Origin of the sequence: Aquincola tertiaricarbonis (assembly GCF_000969605.1) — a bacterium.
In the GTDB taxonomy this organism is placed as follows: Bacteria; Pseudomonadota; Gammaproteobacteria; order Burkholderiales; family Burkholderiaceae_C; genus Aquincola; species Aquincola tertiaricarbonis.
Genome location: NZ_JZUE01000009.1, coordinates 138582 through 158625 on the forward strand (window position 1 = coordinate 138582; position 20044 = coordinate 158625).

Genomic DNA, 20044 nt, shown 5'->3' on the forward strand with positions numbered 1-20044 from the left:
CCGTGGCCTTCACGCTGGCTGCACCGGTTTCAAGCGAGCTGGTCATCAAGAAGAGCCGCTTCATCGGCTGCGTGGAGCCGATGCGCGACCGGCCCGGCGCCCTGCAGCGTGTGGCTGAACTGCGCGCGATGCATCCCGCCGCCGCCCATGTGTGCTGGGCGCTGCTGGCCGGCGGCGACTCGGCGGCCAACGACGACGGCGAGCCCGGCGGCACCGCCGGCCGCCCGATGCTGGAGGTGTTGCGCCACCAGGAGCTGGAAGGCGTGCTGGCCACCGTGGTGCGCTACTTCGGCGGCGTGAAGCTCGGCGCCGGCGGGCTCGTGCGCGCCTATACCGATGCGGTGGCGCAGGCGCTGCTGTCGGCCCAGCGTGTGCGGCTGGAGCGCCTGGCCGCCCTGCAATGCACCGTGCCTTATGCGATGGAAGGCGCGCTGCGGCGCGAGCTGGAAGCGGCCCAGGCCACGCTGGGCGAGGTGTCCCACGGCATGGAGGTGACGCTGGCCTTCACCGTCACCGAGCCGGCCGTGCAGGCGCTTCGGCAGCGCATCGAAGACCTGACCCAGGGCCGGGTGCGATGGGCGCAGCCCGGCCCTGGCGGTGCTCACGACACGGCCTAGAACGTCGCCTTGAACGACGCACCCCAGGTGCGCGGCTCGTTGATGAAGCCGGTGAGGTTGTTGAAGTCGATCGCGCCCGTGGCCACCACCTTGTCGGTGATGTTGCGGCCGAACACCGCGGCCTCGTACTTGCCGTTGCCCCAGATGTAGCCCAGGCGCACGCCGCCTTCCAGCAGCGACTTGCCGGTGAACTCCTTCGATTCGTACAGGAAGAAGTTGACCTTGCTGCGGTACGACCAGTCGGTGAACACATACCACTCGCCGGTGGCGGTAGGCACGCTGTAGCGCAGGTTGATGTTGCCGATCCACTTCGGCGCGTTGGGCAGCGGGTTGCCGTCGATGTTGTACGAGCCGGCCACGGTGCCCGCCGGGTCGGTGACGGTGCAGCCGCCGCCGCAGCCGAACACCTGCAGGTTGCCGTCCTTGATCTTGGTGTGGTTGTAGCTGCCCGACAGGCCCAGCAGCAGGTTGTCGGTGAGGTAGGCGGTGAGGTTCATTTCCACGCCCTGGCCCTGCGACTTCTTGGCACTCACCAGGATGTTGGCGTTGTCGGTGCCGCCCACCGCGGTGAGCTGCTGGTCCTTCACCGTGTAGCGGAACACGCTGGCCGACAGGCGCGCGCGGCGGTCGAACAGGTCGGCCTTGACCCCGGCTTCGTACGAGGTGTTGGTCTCCGGCGCGGCCGAGGACATCGGCGCGAAGGCCGAGGCCGGCTGGATGCTGGCGCCGCGGAATCCGGTGGCCACGCGGGCATACACGTTCACGTCGGGCGTGAGGGCATAGGTGGCGCTGGCGTCCCAGTTGGTCTTGGAGTCGCTGGTGTCCATCGCCAGGCCGTTGGCGGTGTTCAGCGACGCATCCGGCGCGGTGCCCAACTCCTTCTTGTCATGGGTGTAGCGCAGGCCGCCGCGCAGCTTCAGCCGCGGGCTCACCGCGTAGCTCAGGGAGCCGAAGGCCGCCCAGGCCTTGTTCTCCTGCGTGGTCTCGGTCTGGCTGATCTTGGGGTTGCCGGCGGCGGTGGAGTCGTAGCCCGAGCTCAGCATGCGGTACTTCTCGTTGAAGAAGTACAGGCCGGTCTGCCATTGCAGCGGCGCGTCGGTGGCCGATTCCAGCCGGAACTCCTGCGACACCTGCCGGTGGTCGCGCAGCGCGTCGGCCGTCTCGGACGGGAAGGGGATCGGCGCCGGCTCGGCCGCCGGACCGGCGCCGAAGCCACCGTCCACGTCGCCGCGGCTGAAGCTGCTCAGCGTCTCGTAGCCGGTGATGGAGTACAGCGCCATGCCCGGCAGGCCGAACTTCAGCCGCACGCTGCCGCCGGTGTTGGACAGGGTCTGCTCGTTGATGCCGTCGATGCTCACCTTGTCCGGGTCGAAGCCATCGACCAGGCCGTTGCTGCCGGGCCGGATGATGTTGGCGCGGAACAGCCGCGCGCTGCCCGAGAGGTCGCGGTTGTGCACGTTGAACAGCGCGCTGAAGTCCTTGCTGGGCTCATACAGCGCCTGCAGCCGCACCGCACGGTCGCGGTAGCCCTCGAGGTCCTGCGTGCCGGTGGACTGGGTGTTGCTTACCCAGTCGTCGCGGCGCTGCGCCAGGGCCGACACCCGCGCCGACCAGGCGCCGGTCAGCGGCAGGTTGAACGCACCTTCCAGGTTCACCGCGCTGTCGCTGCCCACGCTGCCGCTGAAGTAGCCCTCCTGCTTCTGCGAAGGACGCACCGAATTGAACTTCACCACGCCGGCCGGCGTGTTGCGGCCGAACAGCGTGCCCTGCGGCCCGGCCAGCACCTCGATGCGTTCCAGGTCGAAGGCGGGGAAGCCCTTCAGGATCGGGTTCTCCTGCACCACGTCGTCGTAGATGAGCGAGACCGGCTGCGAGGCATTCAGCCGGAAGTCGGTGTTGCCGTAGCCGCGGATGTAGAAGCGCGGAAAGGCCCGGCCGAAGGACGACTCGATGTTCATGCTGGGCACGCGGCCCGACAGCACACGCACGTCCTGGCCGCTGGAATTGAGCACGTCCAGCACCTCGCCCGAGATCGTGGACACCGAGCTGGGCACGTCCTTGATGTTCTCGGCCCGGCGCTCGGCGGTGACGGTCACCGATTCCAGCTTGGGGGCCTCCTGCGCCAGCGCCGGCAAGGCCAGCAGCAGCGCGGCGGACAGGGGGGCGAACTGGAAGCCGGTGCGGCGGCTGGCGATACGGCGGGCAGTGGGCAAGGGTTCCTCCAGGGATGGTTTGCCCGGGGGAACCGCAAGGCCCATGCCTGTCGGCGTGCCTCAAAACAGGGTGCGGCAGCACCCTGTGCACCGCTCAAGGCTTGGGCACGCCCTCACGCCACTGCGGCCAGTTCGCCACGATGTCCCGCACCAGCGTGCCGCCCACCGTCTGCAGGTTCTGCAGCGCGGGCATGAAGCCGCCGGTCTGGCCCGAATGGGACGCGGTGAGCGAGGCATGCGCCGTCTGCCCCGGGTGCGGGCGGTCGAAGTTGGAGCCGGCGCGCAGCACTGCCAGCCGCTTGAGGTCGACCTTGCCTGCGGCAGCCGCACGCTCCAGCGCGTTGTAGGTGGCGTTGTCCTCCTGTTGCGTGGTGCAGTAGGTGGCCTGGCCGTCGCTGAGCAGCTTGCTCCAGTCGCGTGCGTGCGCGCCCAGCCGGTGGCCGTGCCACCAGGTGTCGCCGCCCAGCGTGTCGCACTGCGTCACCTGCGGCTTGGCCCGTGCAGCAGGCTCCTTGTACTTGGCGCGGTAGGCCGCGGCCTCGGGGCTGTCGGCCAGCGGCAGGCCGCGGGTCAAGGCCAGGGCCTTCTGCAGCAGGGCTTCGTCCAGCCGGGCAGCCTCGGTGCGGTACTCGAACTTGGGCTTCTCGCCGGGGCCCTTGGTGAGCAGGCCGTAGTAGCCGGTGGACCAGCCCCTGGGCATCTCGCGTGCATCGATCTCGTGCGCGATGCCGAAGTCGATCAGCCAGCGCGCCCAGGCCGCGGTGCCCAGCGTGCCCTGCTGCGGGTCGAGGCCGGCAATGCCGGCGATGAGGAACCAGGTGCGGGTGAAGTCGAAGCGCGGGTCCAGCGTCAGCGCCAGCGTGGAGGCCGCGGCATTGGCATGGCCCATGCCGGTGGTCAGCAGGCACACGTCGTCGGTGTTGCACTGGATGGCCGGGTGGTCGGGAAACAGGCCCGGCACCGGGATGCGCTCGTCCAGCTTGAACGGCTTCACCCAGCCTTCGGCCTCGGGTGAGAACATGGTGATGACCACGGCCTTGATCGGCCGCGGTGCCGCCGCGGTCTGGGCCAGCAGCGGCGTGGCCAGCGTGAGGGCCGCGGCCAGGAGGGTGAGCTTGGGCAGTGTCTTCATGGGCAGGTAGGGTGCGGTCAGCGGGCGGCCTTGCGGCGGGCCGCCCAGGCTTCGAGGAAGGACAGGGTGACGGCGGCTTCATTGGCTTCGGCCAGTCCGCTGGAGAACAGCGCAGCCACGTCGGCATTGAATTCCTCCGCGCCCGCCAGGTCGCTCACGCTGCGCATGGCGATGTAGGGCACGCGGTTGGCATAGGCCACGTGGGCCAGCGCGGCCGTCTCCATCTCGACCACCTGGGCGTTCAGGTTGTCGAACAGGTAGCGGCGGTAGGACGCATTGGCCAGGAAGGCGGTGCCCGACACGCCGGTGCCGCCCACCACCAGCTTGGGCTGCTGGCGCACGCACTGCTTCTCGTCCACGGTGCCGCCGGCGGCGGCCTTGGGGCCGCAGCGCTGCAGCGAGGGCTTCAGGGACTGCGCCACGGCCAGCATGTCGGGGTCGACGGGATAGTCGAATCGGAACTCGCCCTTGGGCGCGCTGATGGCGTTCATCACGAAGTTCTCGCGCAGGAACCAGCCCTGGTAGGCGGGCATCGGCTGGCCATCGGGCTTCTTCGCCAGCGACAGGCCGAGGCAGGACACGTCGCCCGGTGCACCGCAGGCGGCGGGCACCTGGTCGTTCGCATTCCAGAACACTTCCATCGGCATCACCCAGCGGTCGGGCACCGTCACGTCCCCCACATGGTGGGCCGGGTTCACGCCGCCGGCGATGCCGCTCATGATCAGCCGCTGCACCCGGAAGTGGTCGAGCATCAGCTGCGTGACCATCGTCGAATTGATCATGCTCACGCCGCTGAGCACGATGACGACGCGGTTGCCGCGCAGCGTGCCGGTGGTGAAGCGGTTGCCGTTGATGGTGTGCGTGCGCTTGCCGGTGGTCTGGGCCACCAGGATGTCGGCCTCCGCACCGAAGGCCGAGACGATGCCGATGCGCGGCGTGCATTCGGTCAGGCAGCGGGCCGGGGCAGCGGCCTGGGCCGGGGCGGTGAAGGCGCTGGCCAGCAGCGCGAGAAGCAGGGTGGGAAGGCGGCGCAAGAAGGTCTCCGGGCGGTGGTGGTGGAGGGTCGGCGGTGTTCGGCGGGGATGCGCAAATCAGCAATATTGATGCCATTGCACCGCGGTGGCCGCGGAGTGCGGCCAGCGGACAATCCGCGGTTTTTCGCCTTGCCCTTTCCCACGTGTTCAAGAACCTGATCGTCTATCGCATCGCGCCCGAATGGGCGGCCGACCCCGTGCAGCTGGAAGCGGCGCTGGACAAGATGCGTTTCGTGCCCTGCACGCCCACACAACCGATGTCGGCCGGCTGGGTGGAGCCGCGCGGCGTGGCCCATGCGCCGCTGCTGGAGGTGGTGGACGGCCACTGGCTGCTCAAGCTGCAGGTGGAGCAGAAGGCCGTGCCGGGCGCGGTGGTGCGCCGCCGCGCCGAGGACATGGCCGCGCAGATCGAGCAGCAGACCGGCCGCAAGCCCGGCAAGAAGCAGATGAAGGAGCTGAAGGAGGACGCGCTGCATGAGCTGCTGCCGCAGGCCTTCGCCAAGCGGGCCGCGGTGCAGGTGTGGATCGACCCCGAGCAGCGGCTGATGGCCGTGGACAGCGGCAGCGCCAACCGCGCCGACGAGGTGGTGACGCAGCTGGTCAAGGCCGCCGAAGGCCTGGGCGTGACGCTGCTGCAGACCGCCGAGACGCCCGCCGCGGTGATGTCGGCCTGGCTGGCCGGCACCGAGCCGCCGGCCAGCTTCAGCATCGACCGCGAATGCGAGCTGAAGTCGCCCGACGAGATGAAGTCGGTGGTGCGCTATGCCCGCCACGCGCTGGACATCGACGAGGTGCGCCAGCACATCGCCGGCGGCAAGCTGCCGACGCGGCTGGCGCTCACCTGGCAGGGCCGCGTGTCTTTCGTGCTGAGCGATACCGGCCAGATCCGCAAGATCGCCTTCCTGGACGGCGTGTTCGAAGGCCTGCCCAAGGCCGAGAAGGACGAGGCCTTCGAGGCCGACGCCGCCATCGCCACCGGCGAACTGCGCCAGCTGATCCCCGACCTGCTGGAAGCGCTGGGCGGCGAGCACACCATGGCGCTCTGAAGCGCCCCGGGCGCGCTCAAAAGGCGTGCACCACGCCGAGGTCGAAGCCGCCACCGCGGCGGCCGACGACGGTGGTGCCGTCGATGTTGTAGCGGGCGCCGTCCGGGGCGGTGTCCGCCGCCGCCAATGCCGATTGCGTCAGCCGCGCAACGCTGCCGTACAGCAGCGTGTGCCTGGAGAGCTTGTGCACGTACTGCAGGCCCAGCTGCCGGGCGCCCTGGTCGTCGCTGCCCATCCCCGAGCGGTCGGCCGCCGTCCACGCAACGTTGAGGCTGCCGGCCGGACCCACCGGCACCATCGCGCCCAGGTTCAGGTTGCGCTGCGTGCGGTGCTGCCCGCTGGAGACCTCCTGCGCGCTGCGCCAGTACATCACCGAGCCGAGCAGCCGCACCGGCCCGAAGTCGTGCGACAGGCCCAGCGCGCCATAGTCGAAGTGGCCCTTCGCCGCCACCTTGCGGCTGGCACCGGACAGCGGATCGACCCGCGCCACCCGGTCCACCGTCGTGCGGCCCCAGGTCAGGCGCGCCTCGGTGGCCGGTTGCCGGTAGAACAGGCCCGCTGCCACATGCCGGTGGCCGCTGCTGCCTTCGGAGGGTGCGGCCTGGAGCTGCGCATGCAGGCCCTGCCAGGCCGGCGTGATGTACGACACCGCGTTGTTCACGCGGGTGTAGGTGGCGGCATTGGAGAAGTTGAACGGCGTGGCCAGGTTCATCACGTTGCCCACGCCCTTGCCGTTGAGTGCGTCGAAGTCGCCGCCGATCGAGTTCTGCAGCGCGAAGTCGCGGCCCAGGCGCAGCTCGCCGACCGGGCCCCACAGGCGCACGATGCTCTGCCGCTCCCAGAAGGTGGAGGCGGAAGTGCCGGTGTCGGCACGGAGCTGGCTCTCCAGCACGAAGCCCGCCTTCCAGCCGTTGCCCAGGTCGTCGCTGCCTTGGACCGACAGCTTGCTGCTGCGCGCGCCCTCGCGCTGCATCAGGCGGGTGGTGTCGGGGCCGTTGTCGACCTGGCGCAGCGCCAGGTCGATGCGGCCGGAAATCGTCATCTGTTGGGCGACGACCGGCAGGGCGGCCGCGCAGGTCAGCATGCCGGCCAGGAACCGGAGGATTCGTTGCTTGAAGCGCATCGTGGACAGGAGGAGAAGGGTGGGGAGGAGAACTGCCGCGAGCCTTCAACTGCGCAAGAAGCGTTCCATCAATGATGAAAATGACACCAAGGCGCTGATACTTGCGGCTTGCATCAATCTTGCTGTGCCGCCGGACCCGCTGCTTGGTGCCCGACCGTGACCGACCTTCTTCCCAGCCCCCTGTTGCGCCGCCTGGCCCGGCCTGCCATCGCCGCCCTGTTCACGCTGCTCGCGGGGTGCGCGACGTTGCCCCCTGCCGAGCCATTCAAGCTGCGCATCGTCCACATCAACGACCACCATGCGAACCTCGAGCCGCAGCGCGGCTTCGACCTCACGGTGGAGGGCCTGCCCACGCGGGTGGAACTCGGCGGCATGCCGCGCGTGGTGTCCGCGATGCGGCAGCTGGACGACGGCCGGCCGCTGCTGAAGATCCATGCCGGCGACGCGCTCACCGGCACGCTGTTCCATACGGTGTTCGGCGTCGCGGCCGATGCGCAGGTGATGAACCTCGGCTGCTTCGACACGTTCACGCTCGGCAACCATGAGTTCGACGAAGGCGATGCGGCGCTGCGCCGCTTCCTCGACGCCTTGCGCGCCGACGGCCGCTGCGGCACGGCGGTGCTGTCGGCCAACGTGCGGCCGGCAGCCGGCACGCCGCTGGCGCCCGGGGGCGGGCCGGCCTTGGTGCAGCCATACGTGGTGCGCTCCGTTGGCGGCGTGCGCGTGGGCATCGTCGGGCTGACGATCAAGGGCAAGACGCTCGCTTCGTCGCAGCCGCTGCCCAGCACCGTCTTCCTGGAAGAAGTGGACGCCGCGGCCGATGCCGTGGCGGCGCTGCGTGCGCAGGGTGTGCGCCACATCGTGCTGGCAACGCACCTCGGCCTGCAGAACGACCTGGCGCTGGTGCGCCGGCTGCCGGAGGTCGACGTGGTGGTGGGCGGCGACTCGCACACGCTGCTGGCCTCACCGGGCCTGGCCGAGTCCGGCCTGAAGCCCGCCGGTCCCTATCCGCTGCAGGCCACCAACGCCGACGGCGCGCCGGTGTGCGTGGTGCAGGCGTGGGAATACGCCAAGGCGGTCGGCGCGCTGGACGTCACCTTCGACGCCACGGGCCGCGTCACCGCCTGCGGTGGCCGCCTGGTGCTGCCGATCGGCGAGACCGTGCAGCGGCAGGACGCGGCCGGCCGCTGGGCCGCCCTGCCGGCGCCCGAGGCCCGCGCGGTGCGCGAAGTCCTGGCCCGCTCACCCGAATGGCAGGTGTTGCCGCCCGACCCGGCCGCCGAGGCCGTGGTGGCCGGCTACGCCCGGCAGCTGGGGGAACGCCTGCGCGAGCGGCTCGGCGAGGCGCCGGCTGGCCTGTGCCACGAGCGGGTGCCGGGCGGCACGCCCAGCTCGGGCTGCGGGCCGCAGGGCAGCGACACCGCCCAGGTGGTGGCCCAGGCCTTCCTGCAGGCGTCGCGCCGCGCGCACTTCGCGCTGCAGAACGCCGGTGGCGTGCGCACGTCCATCCCGCAGGGCACGATCAGCTACGACACCGCCTACCGCGTGCTGCCTTTCGCCAACACGCTGGTGGAGATGGAACTCACCGGCGCGGAAGTGGCTGCCATGCTGGAAGACGCGGTGTCCTTCCACCGCGACCCGGTCAACGGCGTTCGCGGCTCCGACGGCTCGCATCCCTACGCCGCCGGGCTGCGCTGGTCGCTCGACCTGAACCAGCCGCGCGGCCGCCGCTTCACCGCGCTGGAAGTGCGCGACCGGGCCACCGGACGCTGGCTGCCGCTGCAGCCCGAAGGCCGCTACGTGGTGATGACCAACGACTACATCGCCGGCGGCAAGGACGGCTATGCCACGCTGGGCCGGGTGCATGCCGACCCCACGCGCTGGGTGGACACGGGCCTGTACTACACCCAGACCTTCGTCGACTTCATCCGCGCCCACGGCGCGCTGCGGCCGGTGCCGCCCGACGAGTATTCGCACCGCCTACCGCCCTCCGCCCGCTGAGGCAGGGGCCGGCGGGTATGCTCCCCCGTTGCGTGCGGCGTACCGCTGCACCGCGCCTGAACGCTGCTTGCATCCCATGGCCCTGCTGTCCCTCTCCAATGCCCACCTCGCGTTCGGCCACGTCCCGCTGCTCGATGGCGCGGGCTTCTCGCTCGAAGCCGGCGAGCGCGTGGCCCTCATCGGCCGCAACGGCGCCGGCAAGTCCTCGCTGCTGAAGGTGCTGGCCGGCACCGAGAAGCTGGACGACGGCCTGCTGCAGGCGCAGCAGAACGTGCGCCGCTTCTATGTGCCGCAGGAGCCCGACTTCCCGGCCGGCGCCACCGTGTTCGACGTGGTGAGCGAAGGCGTGGCCGAGGCCAAGGCCCTGCGCGCGCGCTATGAAGCGCATGAGCCCGGCGACGACCTGGACGCCATCCAGACCCGCATCGAGGCACTCGACGGCTGGAACTGGGAACGCCGGGTGGACGAGACGCTGCAGCGCCTGCACCTGGACCCCACGGCCGTGGTGGATGCGCTGTCCGGCGGCACCAAGAAGCGCGTGGCGCTGGCGCAGGCCTTAGCCGCGCACCCCGACGTGCTGCTGCTGGACGAGCCCACCAACCACCTGGACCTGGACGCCATCGTCTGGCTGCAGACGCTGCTCAACGAGTGGACGGGCGCGCTGCTGCTCATCTCGCACGACCGCGCCTTCATCGACGCCGTGGCCACCCGCATCGTGGAGCTGGACCGCGGCACGCTGCGCAGCTACCCCGGCCACTTCACCGCCTACGAGGCCACCAAGGCCCGCGAGCTGGAGGACGAGGCGCTGGCCAACGCCCGGGCCGACAAGCTGCTGGCCCAGGAAGAGGTGTGGGTGCGCAAGGGCGTGGAAGCGCGCCGCACCCGTAGCGTGGGCCGCGTGCAGCGGCTGCAGGCGCTGCGCGAGCAGCGTGCGCGCCGCCGCGATTCGCTGGGCCAGGTGCGGCTGGAAGTGGACTCGGGCGCGCCCAGCGGCAAGATCGTGGCCGAGCTGCGCGACGTGAGCCAGCGCTTCGGCGACCGCACGCTGATCGACCATTTCAGCGCCACCATCCTGCGTGGCGACAAGGTGGGCCTGGTCGGCCCCAACGGCAGCGGCAAGACCACGCTGCTCAAGCTCATCCTGGGCGAGCTGGAGCCCACGCAGGGCACGGTGCGCCGCGGCAGCAACCTGCAGGTGGCCTACTTCGACCAGATGCGCGCCGGCCTCAACCTGGACGCCACGCTGGTGGACACCATCAGCCCGGGCAGTGAATGGGTGGAAATCGGCGGTCAGCGCAAACACGTCAAGAGCTACCTGACCGACTTCCTGTTCTCGCCCGAGCGCGCCAACAGCCCGGTGCGCACGCTGTCGGGTGGTGAACGCAACCGGGTGCAGCTGGCCCGGCTGTTCGCGCTGCCGGCCAACGTGCTGGTGCTGGACGAGCCCACCAACGACCTCGACATCGACACGCTGGAGCTGCTGGAAGAACTGCTGCAGAGCTACAGCGGCACTGTGTTCCTGGTGAGCCACGACCGGCGTTTCGTCGACAACGTGGTCACCAGCACCATCGCCTGGGAGGGCGACGCCCAGCCCGGCCTGTGGCGCGAATACGAAGGCGGCATCGAGGACTGGCTGCAGCAGCGCGACCGCTCGCGCGCCGTGGTGGCGGCTGCGGCTGCCGCGGCCCCGGCATCAGCGCCATCGCCCGCGGCCGGCGGCACCGCGGCCGCCAAGCCGGCCGCGGCCACGCGCAAGCTCAGCTACAAGGAACAGCGCGAGCTGGACGCGCTGCCCGCAAAGATCGAGGCGCTGGAGACCGAGCAGAAGAAGCTCGGCGAGCAGCTGGCCGACCCCGACATTTACACCCGCGAAACCCACCAGAAGGTGGCCGAGCTGCAGGCGCGCTACGCCGCCATCGACGACGAGCTGCTGTCGGCACTGGAGCGCTGGGAGCAGCTGGGCGCGCGCTGAGCCGGCATGATCGGGGGCATGAGCAGTTCCTTTCCCCCCGACACGCTATTCGGCCTGAGCATCCCGCTGGCCACCACCTTCGGCCTGCAGGGCGAAGCCGTGGGCGACGACCAGGCCCGTGTGCGCCTGCCCTTCAACCCTGCCTATGCCAACAGCCGCGGCGACGTGCATGGCGGCGCCCTGTCGGTGCTGTTCGACTGCGGCCTGGCCGCCGCGGTGCGCTCGCATGCGCCGGTGCAGTTCGGCGTGGCCACCATCGACCTGAGCATCCACTTCGTGGCCGCCGCCCGCGGCGACGTGGTGTGCACCGCCCGCTGCGAACGCCGTGGCCGCTCGATCAGCTTCGCCCGCGGCGAGGCGCACGACGCCGAAGGCACCCTGGTCGCGCTGGCCACCGGCAGCTTCAAGCTGATGGAGCGCTGAAGACCGCGCAACCCGGCTGGCGGCGGCTCCGTCCTATCGACCGCCTGTTGCCGCGGGATGGGTGCGGCTGACGATCAGGCCCGCCTGCAGGTACAGGCCGTTGAGCAGCCGCGCCGCGCGCACGCGGTCGAAGCCGGGCCACTCGGCCAGGTCGCGCAGGTTGATCGACTGTCGCTGCAGCCGCTGCACCGCCGCCAGCAGCGTGCCGCTCAGGCCGAGGTTGCGAAGGTCGGTGCCGGGTGAAATGCGGTAGGCCGCCTGGCCGGCGATCTCGGGCAGCAGCTCGTCGCGCGCGCCGCGCATCGCCATGTCCCAGGTGAGCTGCGGCAAGGGGTGGTACAGGTGGGTGTCGCCCACCAGCGAGGCCTGCGCATCGCCCGGCGGCCGCAGCACCGCGGGTTCCACATGCATCACCCGCAGGTCGGACAGCCGCCCGCCCAGCAGTTCCTCCAGCGGCACCGGGCAGTGCGCCAGCTGCTGCGCGGGAAACACCGTCAACGGCAGCACCTTGTCGCCGCTTTGCAGGTGCACCGCCAGCGCATGGCCATGGCGCAGGCTGGCGGCGATGACCACCAGCACGTCGGCCGGCTGGCCGCTCTGTTCCACCCGCTGCAGGTCCATCATCAGCGACGGGCTGAGCGAGGCCAGGAATCCGGGCACGCCTTCGCTGCGCTCGGTGAGCACGAGCTCATCGAGGTACCGCTGGAAGTCACTCACCCGCATGAGGTCGGGTGTGCCAAAGGGCAGGGTGGATTCGAAATTCACGTTGGGTGCCGCGCCGGAAAAGGGGGCATACGCCCGCCCATGTTAAGCGCTGCAACCGCCGGTCCGGCCGGCGTTTCGCCGCGCAGGCTCTACAGGCTCCGTCGCACCTCGCCCAGCGTTTGCCACAGCGCCGCGTTCTGCGCGGTGGCGAAGTTCACCCGCATCAGCGTGGTGGGCCGTGGCGTGGCATGGAACAGCGTGCCCGGCGCCAGCAGCCAGCCGCGGTCGAGCATGGCTTCGGTCAGGCGCTCGGTGTCCACCTGCGTGTCCACCCATCCGAACAGGCCCTGCGGCGGCGCGGCGAAGTGGAAGCCCGCTTCCTGCGCCAGCCGCTGCGTGCGCATGCGCGCGGCCTCCAGCCGGGCGGTCACCCGCTCCGCATGGCGGCGCAGCGAGCCCTGCTCCAGCGTGACGGCCAGCGCGCGCTCGGGCGCGGTGGGCGTGCTGAGCATGCCCAGCAGCCGGGTGTCGATCAGCCGCTCCGTCAGCGCCGGCGCGGCGGCGATGCAGCCCACGCGCCAATTGGGCGTGAGGATCTTGGAGAAGCCGGTGAGGTAGACGCTGCGCTGCAGGTTGTCCAGCGCCGACAGGCGCGGCGCATGCACCGGGGCCATGTAGGCATAGGTGTCGTCCTCCACGATGGTGAAGTCGAAGGCCTCGGCCAGCTTCAGCACCTGGTGTGCGGCGGCCAGCGACAGCATGGCGCCGGTGGGGTTGTGCAGCACCGAGACCGTGATGTACAGGCGCGGCCGGTGCGCCTGGGCCAGCGCACGCATCACCTCCAGGTCGGGGCCCTGCGCGCCGCGCGGCACCGGCAGCACCCGCAGGCCGAGGCGGGCGAGGCGCGCGAATTCGATCGGCCAGCCGGGCTCGTCCACCAGCACCGCATCGCCGGGCTGGGTGAGGGTGCGCGACACCACGTCCAGCGCCTGGGTGGCGCCCATGGTGGTGAGCAGCTGCGCGGGGGTGGCGGCGATGCCGATGTCGGCCAGCCGCTGGACGAAGGCGGTGCGGAAGCGCAGGTCGCCGGCCGGCTCGCCATAGCGCAGCGCGCTGTCGTCGTCCGCCATCGCGCGGCGCATGGCACCGTTGAGCAGCGGCAGGTCCAGCCAGTCCGGCGGCAGCGTGCCCATGCCGGGGCCGGGCGTGCCCACGCCGTGGAACATGCCGCGGATCATCGCCGCCGCGTCGGTGGGGCGGATGCGCGGCGCGCTGCCGGTGGCCGCGGGGGGCCTCTGTGCCGGCCGCCGCAGCGATTGCGGACCGCGCACGAAGAAACCGCGCTGCGGGCGCGCCTCCACCAGGCCCTGCGCCGCCAGCTGGTCGTAGGCGGCCACCACGGTGCTGGGGCTCACCGTGTGGCGGCGTGCGCATTCGCGCACCGAGGGCAGGCGCGCGCCGGGTGCCAGCAGCTGCTGCTCGATGCGCTCGGCATAGCGGGCGGCCAGCTGGGCGGCCAGCGTGGCCTCGCCGTCGCGGGAGAGGGCGGTGGAAGGCAGGGGCGTAGCGGCATTCATGGGCAGGTGGTGCGCTGTAGCTGTGCTGGCAGTGGCAGCAGCACAGATCAGGCTGCAGTGTGCCGAAGTGTACTGATACTGTGCTGGTGCTGGGCCCTAGACTGGGCAGCCGACCTCCTGTGAGAGAGACGCCATGAGCACCGCGCTGCCGATCCTGCCCCGCCCGACCCCGATCACCGGCGCCGCGGCCACCCGGGCGGCCCGCCGCGGCTGGTGGCTGGGCCTGGCCGGCGTGCTGATGTTCGCGCTCAGCATCCCGATGACGCGCCTGGCCGGCGGCGATGCCGCACAGCCGCAGCTGCCGCCGGATTTCGTGGCCATCGGTCGCGCAGCGGTGGCCGGCCTGCTGTCGGTGCTGTACCTGGCCGCCACCGGCGCGCCACGCCCGCGCGGCGCACAGTGGAGCCTGCTGGCCGTCAGCGCGGCCGGGGTGGTGTTCGGCTTCCCGTGGTTCAGCGGCTTCGCCGTGCGCCATGTGGAGGCCATCCACGCCTCGGTGATCAACGGCTTCCTGCCCCTGGCCACCGCGGTGGTGGGTGCGCTGTGGCTGCGCCAGCGGCCGGCGCCGGCCTTCTGGCTGTGCGCGTTGCTGGGCTGCGGCCTAGTGCTGGCCTTCGCGGTGGTGCAGGGCGGCGGCCGGCTACAGGCGGCCGACGGGCTGCTGCTGGCCGCGGTGGCCAGCGGCGCGGTGGGCTACGTGGGCGGCGCCCGGCTGGCGGCGCAGGGCATGCGCGGCGAGCACGTCATCTGCTGGATGCTGGTGCTGTGCCTGCCGCTCACGCTGCCCTGGGCGCTGGCCATCGGCCTGCGCCATCCGGAAGCCCTGGCCGCGGCCCGGCCTGCGGCATGGGGCGGCTTCGCCTATGTGTCGCTGGTGTCGATGTGGCTGGGCTTCTTCGCCTGGTACCGCGGGCTGGCGCTGGGTGGCACGCTGCGCGTGAGCCAGGTACAACTGGTGCAGCCCTTCGCCTCGATGCTGGTGGCGGTACCGCTGCTGGGAGAGCGGCTGGACGGCGTCACCGTGCTGTTCGCGCTGGCGGTGATCGCCACCGTGCTGGTGGGCAAGCGCGTGCCCGTGGCCCCTTCCACTTCACCGGAGCCTTCGCGATGAGAACCCTCGGCCTGCTCGGCGGCATGAGCTGGGAATCCACTGCCGTCTACTACCGCCTGCTCAACCAGGGCGTGGCCCGCCGGCTGGGCGGCCTGCACAGCGCGCCGCTGCGCATCGCCAGCGTCGATTTCGCGCCGGTGGCGCAGTGGCAGTCCGACGGCCAGTGGGCCGCCGCGGCGCAGCACCTGGGCGCACTGGGCTCGGGCCTGTGGCGCGCCGGTGCGCAGGGCCTGGTGCTGGCCACCAACACCATGCACAAGGTGGCCGATGCCATCGAGGCCGCGGCTGGCCTGCCGCTGCTGCACATCGCCGATGCGACCGGCACCGCCATCCGCGCGGCCGGCCTCACCCAGGTGGGCCTGCTGGGCACCCGCTTCACGATGGAGGACGACTCCATCCTGATCGACCGCCTGCGCCAGCGCAGCGGCGTGGAGGTGCTGGTGCCGCCGGCCGCCGACCGCGCCAAGGTGCATGCCACCATCTACGATGAGCTGTGTCGCGGTGTCGTCAGCGATGCCTCGCGGCAGGTGTTCCTCGGCGTGATCGATCGCCTGGCCGCGCGCGGTGCGCAGGGCGTCATCCTCGGCTGCACCGAGATCTCGCTGCTGCTCGACCCCGAGAAGCATCCGTTTCCCCTGTTCGACAGCACCGGGCTGCATGCCGCCGCGGCCGTTGGCTGGTTGCTGGAAGAACCGTCCCACCCTGAACGAAAGCCCTCATGACCTGGAACATGGCACGCCGCGCCGAGCGGCTCAATCCGTCGATCATCCGAGAGATCCTGAAGGTCACCGAGCGCCCGGGCATCGTCTCGCTGGCCGGCGGCCTGCCCGCGGCCGAGGGCTTTCCGGTGCAGGCCATGCGCGAGGCCACCGCCCGCGTGCTGGCCGACCACCCCCAGGAAGCCCTGCAGTACGCGGCCAGCGAAGGCTTCGCCCCGCTGCGCGAATGGGTGGCCGCGCAGCTGGCCACGCAGGGCATGAAGTGCGACGCCGACCAGGTGCTGATCACCACCGGCTCGCAGCAGGGCCTGGACCTGGCCGGCAAGGTGCTGCTGGACCCAGGCAGCACGGTGGCGGTGGAGTCGCCCACCTACCTGGGCGCGCTGCAGGCCTTCGCGCCCTACGAGCCCGAGTTCCTGGCCGTCGATTGCGACGAGCAGGGCCCGCTGCCGGCCGCGCTCAAGGCGGCAAAGGGCGCGCGCTTCCTGTACATGCTGCCCAACTTCCAGAACCCGAGCGGTCGCTGCATGGGCGCGGCCCGCCGCGACGCGCTGATGGCCGAATGCCTGCGCCTGGGCCTGCCGGTGGTGGAGGACAACCCCTACGGCGACCTCTGGTTCGACCAGCCGCCCGCCGCCCCGCTGGCCGCGCATGCGCCCGACGAAGTGCTGTACCTGGGCTCCTTCTCCAAGGTGCTGGCGCCCGGCCTGCGCCTGGGCTACATGGTGGCGCCGCGCCTGCTGTACCCCAAGCTGCTGCAGGCCAAGCAGGCGGCCGACCTGCACACGCCGGGTTTCAACCAGCGCGTGGTGCACGAGGTCATCAAGAACGGCTTCCTCGACCAGCACGTGCCCACCATCCGCGCCCGCTACAAGGCCCAGCGCGATGCGATGCGTGCCGCGCTGGAGCGCCACCTGCCGGCCGGCTGCCAGTGGCAGCTGCCCGCCGGCGGCATGTTCTTCTGGGTGACGCTGCCCGAAGGCTTCGACACCCTGGCGCTGCTGCCGCGGGCGGTGGATGCCGGCGTGGCCTACGTGCCCGGCGCCGCCTTCTATGCCAGCGAGCCGCGCATGAACACGCTGCGGCTGAGCTTCGTCACCGTGGCCCCGGAGTTGATCGAGCAGGGCATTGCCGCCCTCGGCCGGGTGCTGAAGGCTTCGCAGGAGGTGCAGCCATGAGCCAGGACAAGACCCGCCGCTTCACCCAGCTCGACGTGTTCACCGGCCGTGCGCTGTACGGCAACCCGCTGGCCGTGGTGCATGACGCCGAAGGCCTGAGCGACGAGCGCATGGCCGCCTTCGCCCGCTGGACCAACCTGTCGGAGACCACCTTCCTGCTGCCGCCCACCGACCCGCAGGCCGATTACCGGGTGCGCATCTTCACCCCCACCGGCGAGCTGCCGTTTGCCGGCCATCCCACGCTGGGCAGCTGCCACGCCTGGCTGCAGGCCGGCGGCCAGGCCAGGGGCGACCATGTGGTGCAGCAATGCGAGGTGGGCCTGGTGCGCGTGCGCCGCCAGGCGGAAGGCGATGTGCAGCGCCTGGCCTTCGCCGCCCCGCCGCGCCGGCGCACCGGCCCGCTGCCGGACGACGTGCTGGCCCGCATCACCGCGGCGCTGGGCCTGCCGCGCGATGCCATCCGCCACCACGAGTGGTGCGACAACGGCCCCGGCTGGGCCGGCGTGATGCTGGATTCGGCCGGGCAGGTGCTGGCGCTGCAGTGCGACTACGCGGCCCTGGGCGACCTGAAGCTCGGCGTGGTGGGGCCGCATGCGGCCGGGCACGATGCGCAGTTCGAGCTGCGTGCCTTCATCGGCGACGGCGACTACGAGGACCCGGTGACCGGCAGCCTGAACGCAGCCGTGGCGCAGTGGCTGATTGGCGCCGGGCTGGCACCGGCGCGCTACGTGGCTGCGCAGGGCACGGCCATGGGCCGCGCCGGCCGTGTGTTCCTCGAGCATGACGGCAGCGACGTGTGGGTGGGCGGCGAGGTGGCCGGCTGCATCGAAGGCCAGGTGCGCCTGTAGGCCCGAAGGCTGCATCCGATGCACGTCGAACTCGATCACCTGGTGGTGGGCGCGCGCAGCCTGGAAGAAGGCGCGGCCTGGTGCGAAGCCACCTTCGGCATCGTGCCCGGCCCGGGCGGCCAGCATCCGTTGATGGGCACGCACAACCGGCTGCTTCGGCTGCAGGGCGGCGATGCGTTTGCGCAGGCCTACCTGGAGATCATCGCAATCGACCCGGCGGCCGCGCCGCCTGGCCGGGCGCGCTGGTTCGGGCTGGACACGCCGCCGGTGCAGGCTGCGCTGGCCCGCGGACCGCAGCTGCTGCACTGGGTGGCGCGCAGCAGCGCGCTGGCGGAGCAGCACCGGCGGCTGGCCGATGCGGGCCACGACACCGGTCGCGTGCTGGCGGCCGAACGGGCCACGCCGGCCGGCCTGCTGCGCTGGCGCATCGTGGTGGCCGACGATGGCCTGCCGCGCTGCGCGGGCGCGCTGCCCACGCTGATCGAATGGGCCGGCGCGCATCCCACCGACAGCGTGCCCGACAGCGGCCTGCAGCTGCAGGCGCTGGCAGTGCGCGGCCTGCCGAACGTCGCGGCGGAGGTGCTGCAGCCTGCCGGCATCCAGCGGCCGCAGGATGCCGGCCCGGTGCTGTGTGCGCGGTTTCTCAGTCCGCGGGGGCCGGTCATCCTGTCCTCGCCCTTCATGGTGTGATGCCGATGTCCACCGAAGAGCTGTTCCGCGAAGACGCCGAGCTGGCCGACTGCGAGGCCCGCGTCGTGCAGGCCGGCGCGGAAGGCGTGGTGCTGGACCGCACCGTGTTCTATCCGCTGGGCGGCGGCCAGGCCGGCGACCGCGGCGAGCTGCGGCTGCCCGATGGCCGGGTGCTGCGGATCGCCGACACCCGCAAGGGCGAAGCCGGCGTGCTGCATGTGCCCGCGCCCGACCAGCAGGCGCTGCTGGCCGCGCTGCAGCCCGGCATGGCGGTGCAGGCCTGCATCGACCAGGCGCGCCGTGCACGGCACCGGCGCTTCCACACCGCCACCCACCTGCTGTGCGCCCTGGTGCCGCATCCGGTGGATGGCTGCTCCATCACCGCCGAATCGGCGCGGCTGGACTTCCACATGACCGAGCCGCTGGACAAGGACGTGCTGAACGCCGGCCTGGCCCGGCTGGTGGCCGCGGCCCATCCGGTGCGCCACCGCTGGATCGCCGAGGAGGAGCTGGACGCCAACCCGGGCCTGGTGCGCAGCATGAGCGTGCAGCCGCCGCGCGGCCATGGCCGCATCCGGCTGCTGGAGGTGCAGGGCGTCGACCTGCAGCCCTGTGGCGGCACCCATGTGGCCAACACCGCCGAGATCGGCGCGGTGTTCGTCAGCAAGATCGAGAAGAAGTCGGCCCGCACGCGGCGCGTGGTGCTGGGCCTGGCCGACTAGGGCGGGTGGCGCGTCTCAGGGCCAGACGAGCGCGGCCAGGGCCGTGAAGTCCGGCGCGTCCTGCCAGCCCGCCAGCGCGATCTGCGCCGGCAGGTGGCTGTAGCGGTGCAGCAGCAGCAGGCGCAGCAGCGCCTCGCGCTGGCGGCGGTCGAAGGGCCGGCCGTGATAGCCGTCGAAGAAGGCGTCCAGCAGCGACGCATCCCCGGCGGCGAGGAAGCACATCGGCCCCAGCCAGTCGTATTCGCGCGGACCCACCAGGCCATCGCCGAAATCGAACATGCCGCTCAGCGCCTGGCCGCGGTGCAGCAGGTTGAAGGGCGTGTACTCGCCCGTCAGCAGCACCTCGGGGCCTTCGGGTACCGGGCCGTGCAGGAAGGTGTCGAGCTGCGCCAGCAGGTGCGCCGGCAGGCCGGTGCGCTGCTGGCGCGGGTGGCAGCGTTGCCGTTGGCCCTGCAGGAAGTCGGCCCAGCGCGGCGCCAGCGCGGGCAGCTCGCCCGCCGGCAATGCATGCACCTGCGCCGCGAGGCGGCCGATCTTGTGCAGCACGGCCTGCCGCTGCGGCGGCGGCAGCATGGGCCAGACGCGGTCGAGCGGCGTGCCCGGCAGCTGCGTCATCACCAGGTAAGGCCAGCCGTCATGCTCGGCGCTGTCCACCAGGCGCGGCGTGGGCAGCGCCAGCCGGCCGTGCAGCTGCGCCAGCATCGCTCGCTCGAAGGCGAAGTGGTCGCGCAGGAAGGGGGGGTACAGCTTGAGCACCAGGCCGTGGCCCAGCAGGGCCACCAGCACCGTGCCCTCGCCGGCCGGCACCGCCGGCGCGGCGGTGTAGCGCGCGCCCAGCGCGGCCATCACGCCGATCCAGCGCGCGGGGTCCTCCTGCAGGGCGTCGAACTCGGCGACGCCCGGGTTGGCAGGCAGCTGCAACGCCGCGGTCAT

19 protein-coding genes are annotated in these 20044 nt (G+C 71.5%); 12 read left to right on the top strand and 7 right to left on the bottom strand.

All coding sequences use genetic code 11. From position 1 onward, the window contains the following. Nucleotides 1-2 precede the first annotated feature (2 nt). Complete coding sequence (locus VO99_RS13000) at nucleotides 3-617, top strand: IMPACT family protein (protein WP_046113300.1); 615 nt, start codon at nucleotides 3-5, stop codon at nucleotides 615-617. Here the strand turns inward: VO99_RS13000 and VO99_RS13005 are convergent. The 3 genes from VO99_RS13005 to VO99_RS13015 all read right to left on the bottom strand — a co-directional run bounded on the left by VO99_RS13005 (nucleotide 614) and on the right by VO99_RS13015 (nucleotide 4996). Beyond that, nucleotides 614-2830: a TonB-dependent receptor gene (locus VO99_RS13005; protein ID WP_232315352.1), complete on the bottom strand. Its 2217-nt coding sequence runs from the start codon at nucleotides 2828-2830 to the stop codon at nucleotides 614-616. The two genes, VO99_RS13000 and VO99_RS13005, sit on opposite strands and share 4 nt — an antisense overlap. Nucleotides 2831-2924: 94 nt before the next feature. Further along, the gene (locus VO99_RS13010) at nucleotides 2925-3962 is read right to left on the bottom strand and encodes a purine-nucleoside phosphorylase (protein WP_052736303.1); all 1038 of its coding nucleotides are present in this window, start codon (nucleotides 3960-3962) and stop codon (nucleotides 2925-2927) included. A 17-nt stretch (nucleotides 3963-3979) separates the two neighbouring features. Further along, a complete protein-coding gene (locus VO99_RS13015; protein ID WP_052736304.1) occupies nucleotides 3980-4996 on the bottom strand; it encodes a 5'-methylthioadenosine/S-adenosylhomocysteine nucleosidase in 1017 nt (338 codons plus the stop codon). A 143-nt stretch (nucleotides 4997-5139) separates the two neighbouring features. On the opposite strand from VO99_RS13015, the gene VO99_RS13020 reads away from it, so the two are divergent. After that, nucleotides 5140-6042 (top strand): recombination-associated protein RdgC, encoded by a 903-nt coding sequence (locus VO99_RS13020; RefSeq protein ID WP_046113302.1) that lies wholly within the window; start codon nucleotides 5140-5142, stop codon nucleotides 6040-6042. 16 nt (nucleotides 6043-6058) lie between these two features. Here VO99_RS13020 and VO99_RS13025 read toward each other — a convergent pair whose 3' ends face one another. Next, nucleotides 6059-7126 (bottom strand): porin, encoded by a 1068-nt coding sequence (locus VO99_RS13025; RefSeq protein WP_046113303.1) that lies wholly within the window; start codon nucleotides 7124-7126, stop codon nucleotides 6059-6061. A gap of 28 nt (nucleotides 7127-7154) precedes the next feature. Between VO99_RS13025 and VO99_RS30245 the strand changes: the two genes are divergently transcribed. From VO99_RS30245 to VO99_RS13040, 4 genes are all read left to right on the top strand, one after another. Then, nucleotides 7155-7325, top strand: coding sequence for a hypothetical protein (locus tag VO99_RS30245; RefSeq protein WP_157039555.1), 171 nt, complete (start codon nucleotides 7155-7157; stop codon nucleotides 7323-7325). Continuing rightward, nucleotides 7322-9166, top strand: coding sequence for a 5'-nucleotidase C-terminal domain-containing protein (locus tag VO99_RS13030; RefSeq protein ID WP_198156934.1), 1845 nt, complete (start codon nucleotides 7322-7324; stop codon nucleotides 9164-9166). Before VO99_RS30245 ends, VO99_RS13030 begins: the two co-directional genes overlap by 4 nt. A 76-nt stretch (nucleotides 9167-9242) precedes the next feature. Next, on the top strand, nucleotides 9243-11138 hold the full coding sequence (locus VO99_RS13035; protein ID WP_046113304.1) for an ATP-binding cassette domain-containing protein: 1896 nt from the start codon (nucleotides 9243-9245) through the stop codon (nucleotides 11136-11138). An 18-nt stretch (nucleotides 11139-11156) separates the two neighbouring features. Continuing rightward, nucleotides 11157-11561 (top strand): PaaI family thioesterase, encoded by a 405-nt coding sequence (locus VO99_RS13040; RefSeq protein WP_046113305.1) that lies wholly within the window; start codon nucleotides 11157-11159, stop codon nucleotides 11559-11561. A gap of 33 nt (nucleotides 11562-11594) precedes the next feature. On the opposite strand, the gene VO99_RS13045 is transcribed toward VO99_RS13040, so the two are convergent. Next, nucleotides 11595-12326 (bottom strand): hypothetical protein, encoded by a 732-nt coding sequence (locus VO99_RS13045; protein ID WP_232315353.1) that lies wholly within the window; start codon nucleotides 12324-12326, stop codon nucleotides 11595-11597. 89 nt (nucleotides 12327-12415) lie between these two features. Further along, nucleotides 12416-13843 (bottom strand): aminotransferase-like domain-containing protein, encoded by a 1428-nt coding sequence (locus VO99_RS13050; RefSeq protein WP_046113307.1) that lies wholly within the window; start codon nucleotides 13841-13843, stop codon nucleotides 12416-12418. Between the two features lie 133 nt (nucleotides 13844-13976). Between VO99_RS13050 and VO99_RS13055 the strand changes: the two genes are divergently transcribed. Genes VO99_RS13055 through VO99_RS13080 form a run of 6 tightly spaced genes read left to right on the top strand, consistent with a single transcriptional unit; the run spans nucleotide 13977 to nucleotide 19111 of the window. Then, nucleotides 13977-14954, top strand: a complete 978-nt coding sequence (locus tag VO99_RS13055; protein ID WP_046113308.1) for a DMT family transporter — start codon at nucleotides 13977-13979, stop codon at nucleotides 14952-14954. Continuing rightward, a complete protein-coding gene (locus VO99_RS13060) occupies nucleotides 14951-15676 on the top strand; it encodes an aspartate/glutamate racemase family protein (protein ID WP_046113309.1) in 726 nt (241 codons plus the stop codon). Before VO99_RS13055 ends, VO99_RS13060 begins: the two co-directional genes overlap by 4 nt. Continuing rightward, nucleotides 15673-16851 (top strand): aminotransferase-like domain-containing protein, encoded by a 1179-nt coding sequence (locus VO99_RS13065; protein WP_046113310.1) that lies wholly within the window; start codon nucleotides 15673-15675, stop codon nucleotides 16849-16851. Before VO99_RS13060 ends, VO99_RS13065 begins: the two co-directional genes overlap by 4 nt. Further along, nucleotides 16848-17699, top strand: a complete 852-nt coding sequence (locus tag VO99_RS13070) for a PhzF family phenazine biosynthesis protein (RefSeq protein ID WP_046113311.1) — start codon at nucleotides 16848-16850, stop codon at nucleotides 17697-17699. The genes VO99_RS13065 and VO99_RS13070 overlap by 4 nt, the downstream gene beginning before the upstream one ends. A gap of 18 nt (nucleotides 17700-17717) precedes the next feature. Further along, on the top strand, nucleotides 17718-18389 hold the full coding sequence (locus VO99_RS13075) for a VOC family protein (protein ID WP_046113312.1): 672 nt from the start codon (nucleotides 17718-17720) through the stop codon (nucleotides 18387-18389). 5 nt (nucleotides 18390-18394) lie between these two features. Continuing rightward, nucleotides 18395-19111 carry an alanyl-tRNA editing protein gene (locus VO99_RS13080; protein WP_046113405.1) on the top strand — a complete coding sequence of 239 codons (717 nt, stop codon included), beginning with the start codon at nucleotides 18395-18397 and terminating at the stop codon, nucleotides 19109-19111. Between the two features lie 15 nt (nucleotides 19112-19126). On the opposite strand, the gene VO99_RS13085 is transcribed toward VO99_RS13080, so the two are convergent. After that, the gene (locus VO99_RS13085) at nucleotides 19127-20044 is read right to left on the bottom strand and encodes a phosphotransferase family protein (RefSeq protein ID WP_046113313.1); all 918 of its coding nucleotides are present in this window, start codon (nucleotides 20042-20044) and stop codon (nucleotides 19127-19129) included.

What these genes read in the sequence shown, in the direction of transcription:
- VO99_RS13010 (WP_052736303.1), bottom strand. Translation starts at nt 3,962, where the DNA reads ATGAAGACACTGCCCAAGCTCACCCTCCTGGCCGCGGCCCTCACGCTG.
- VO99_RS13025 (WP_046113303.1), bottom strand. Translation starts at nt 7,126, where the DNA reads ATGCTGACCTGCGCGGCCGCCCTGCCGGTCGTCGCCCAACAGATGACG.
- VO99_RS13035 (WP_046113304.1), top strand. Translation starts at nt 9,243, where the DNA reads ATGGCCCTGCTGTCCCTCTCCAATGCCCACCTCGCGTTCGGCCACGTC.
- VO99_RS13040 (WP_046113305.1), top strand. Translation starts at nt 11,157, where the DNA reads ATGAGCAGTTCCTTTCCCCCCGACACGCTATTCGGCCTGAGCATCCCG.
- VO99_RS13050 (WP_046113307.1), bottom strand. Translation starts at nt 13,843, where the DNA reads ATGAATGCCGCTACGCCCCTGCCTTCCACCGCCCTCTCCCGCGACGGC.
- VO99_RS13055 (WP_046113308.1), top strand. Translation starts at nt 13,977, where the DNA reads ATGAGCACCGCGCTGCCGATCCTGCCCCGCCCGACCCCGATCACCGGC.
- VO99_RS13060 (WP_046113309.1), top strand. Translation starts at nt 14,951, where the DNA reads ATGAGAACCCTCGGCCTGCTCGGCGGCATGAGCTGGGAATCCACTGCC.
- VO99_RS13065 (WP_046113310.1), top strand. Translation starts at nt 15,673, where the DNA reads ATGACCTGGAACATGGCACGCCGCGCCGAGCGGCTCAATCCGTCGATC.
- VO99_RS13070 (WP_046113311.1), top strand. Translation starts at nt 16,848, where the DNA reads ATGAGCCAGGACAAGACCCGCCGCTTCACCCAGCTCGACGTGTTCACC.
- VO99_RS13075 (WP_046113312.1), top strand. Translation starts at nt 17,718, where the DNA reads ATGCACGTCGAACTCGATCACCTGGTGGTGGGCGCGCGCAGCCTGGAA.
- VO99_RS13080 (WP_046113405.1), top strand. Translation starts at nt 18,395, where the DNA reads ATGTCCACCGAAGAGCTGTTCCGCGAAGACGCCGAGCTGGCCGACTGC.
- VO99_RS13085 (WP_046113313.1), bottom strand. Translation starts at nt 20,044, where the DNA reads ATGACCGCGGCGTTGCAGCTGCCTGCCAACCCGGGCGTCGCCGAGTTC.